At 65.8% G+C, this 1802-nt stretch carries 3 protein-coding genes; 1 reads left to right on the forward strand and 2 read right to left on the reverse strand.

The window, feature by feature from the left end; translation table 11 throughout:
- A partial coding sequence (locus A9W96_RS33335; RefSeq protein ID WP_369830832.1) for a hypothetical protein occupies positions 1-130 on the forward strand: 130 nt, incomplete at its 5' end.
- Here A9W96_RS33335 and A9W96_RS14175 read toward each other — a convergent pair.
- Positions 127-1362, reverse strand: a complete 1236-nt coding sequence (locus A9W96_RS14175; protein WP_067140599.1) for a cytochrome P450 — start codon at positions 1360-1362, stop codon at positions 127-129. The genes A9W96_RS33335 and A9W96_RS14175 overlap by 4 nt on opposite strands.
- A gap of 85 nt (positions 1363-1447) precedes the next feature.
- Entirely contained in the window at positions 1448-1792 is a 345-nt protein-coding gene (locus tag A9W96_RS14180) for a hypothetical protein (protein ID WP_231999685.1), read from the reverse strand.
- Positions 1793-1802: the final 10 nt, after the last annotated feature.

The raw sequence follows: 1802 nt of genomic DNA on the forward strand, positions 1-1802 counted from the left end.
CGGGTTTCCGTGTGTCGTCGACGTCCAGGGCGCCACCAAGGCACTGCCGCAGGGAGCCATGGTGGAGGTCGACGGAGCCACCGGCGAGATCCGTGTGCTCGAGCTGGCCGCGGACGACGCGCTGAGCTAGTCGAACTCCATCTCCAGCTCCACCGGCCCGCTCAATCCCAGCATCGGTTTCCAGCGTGCCGTTGCCACGCGGCGCGGATTGGTCATGCGCCGGGCGATGACTTTGAGGGCCCCGGCGAGTTCGGTTCGGGCGAGATTGGCGCCCAGGCAATAATGGGCGCCGCCCCCGAACGTCAAAATGGGCGGCGGCTCCTCGCGGGTGATGTCGAACCGGTCCGGGTGCGGATAGACCTCTGGATCGCAGTTGGCCGCAAAGGTATTCACCGAAATGAAGGTGCCCGCCGGAAACGTGTATTCCGCGAACGTGACGTCGTCCAGGACGGTGCGCAGGGTGGTGCAGACCGCCGGCGAGTGGCGCATGCATTCCTCGACGGCTCGCATCGCGAGGCCGGAATCGTCGCGCAACATCGCCAGTTGATCGGGATGGTCACACAGCGCGTGCATGCACGCGGCCAGCTGATTGCGGGTGGTGTCGGTGCCGGCGCTGAGAATGCTGAACGCCAGCATGCGCATCTCCGCGTTGCTCAGCCGGTCGCCGTCATCCTGGGCGCGGATCAGTTCGGAGATCAAGTCGTCGGTCAACCGGCCCCGCCGCTCGGTGATCATGTCGTCGATGTAGGCGTCGAACTCATCCCAGGCCCGCATCACGATGTGCTGCTCGTTCGCCAGGTCGGAGTCGAACCTGACGATTTTGAAGATGTCCTCGGCCCACAGCGAGAACTGCTCCCAGTCCTCGGGGGGCGCGCCCAACAGCGCGCAGATGATCGGGATCGGGTACGGCCGGGCGATGTCGGTGACGAAGTCGCATCGGCCCGTTCGGCGATCCGAGGCGACCTGGTCGATCAACTCGTTGATCACGGTGTCGATGGTGTCTTCCATGCGCGCCGACGCCCGCGGCGTGAAGGCCTTGGACACCAGACCGCGCAGCCGTCGGTGTTCCTCGCCTTCCATGCCCAGGATGGTGCCGAGGACCCGTTCATAGAGCGGGCCCGACGTTATCCCGCGAGCGGTCATGTGCATGCCGGGCGGGAAAACGAACCGGGGATCGCGAAGTATCCCGCGGGCGAGTTCGTAGCCGAGCACCTCGGGTCCCAGCGGCCCGATGGCTATCGGCGACCGCGTGCGCACCTCGTGGATGCGCGGGGCGACCTCGTGCACGGTGTCCGTGATGTCGTAGTGCAGCGTCGGGAGGTCGGCGTCGAAGACGCTCGGTGCTGCGGTGTCGACGGTCATCGTGTCTCCTTCGGCCGGATCAGCTCGGCCGGTAGCGCTTTGGCCGTACTTCGGTCGGCGCCGAAACCAGCCATGACGTCTCCAATCACGGGATGTTGGTCGCCAGGAACGTCAGTGGCAGTCCCAGGATCGACACGTCGTTTTCGTCGAGGTAGGTGCCCTCGCCCTCCATGTGTTGTCGGAATCGCCTTGTCGCGCCGTAGCGTTCGGCGACGGCGTCGGCGCCAGCGGCTTCCGGAACCCCGATCACCACGGTGAACACGCCGTCGCCGTGGCGCTCCAAGAACTCCGTCACCGAAACGGCAACCTCGCCGGTCGATCCCGGGATCGGGCTGATCAACTCGATGCCCCGACTCCAGTCGAGGTGGATGTCGAGGCCGAGCTCGGTTAGCTGCAGGGGCTCGAAGACGAATCCCAGATCGCTGAACATTTGTGCCGCG

This window comes from Mycobacterium sp. 1245852.3, assembly GCF_001669335.1.
In the GTDB taxonomy this organism is placed as follows: Bacteria; Actinomycetota; Actinomycetes; order Mycobacteriales; family Mycobacteriaceae; genus Mycobacterium; species Mycobacterium europaeum_A.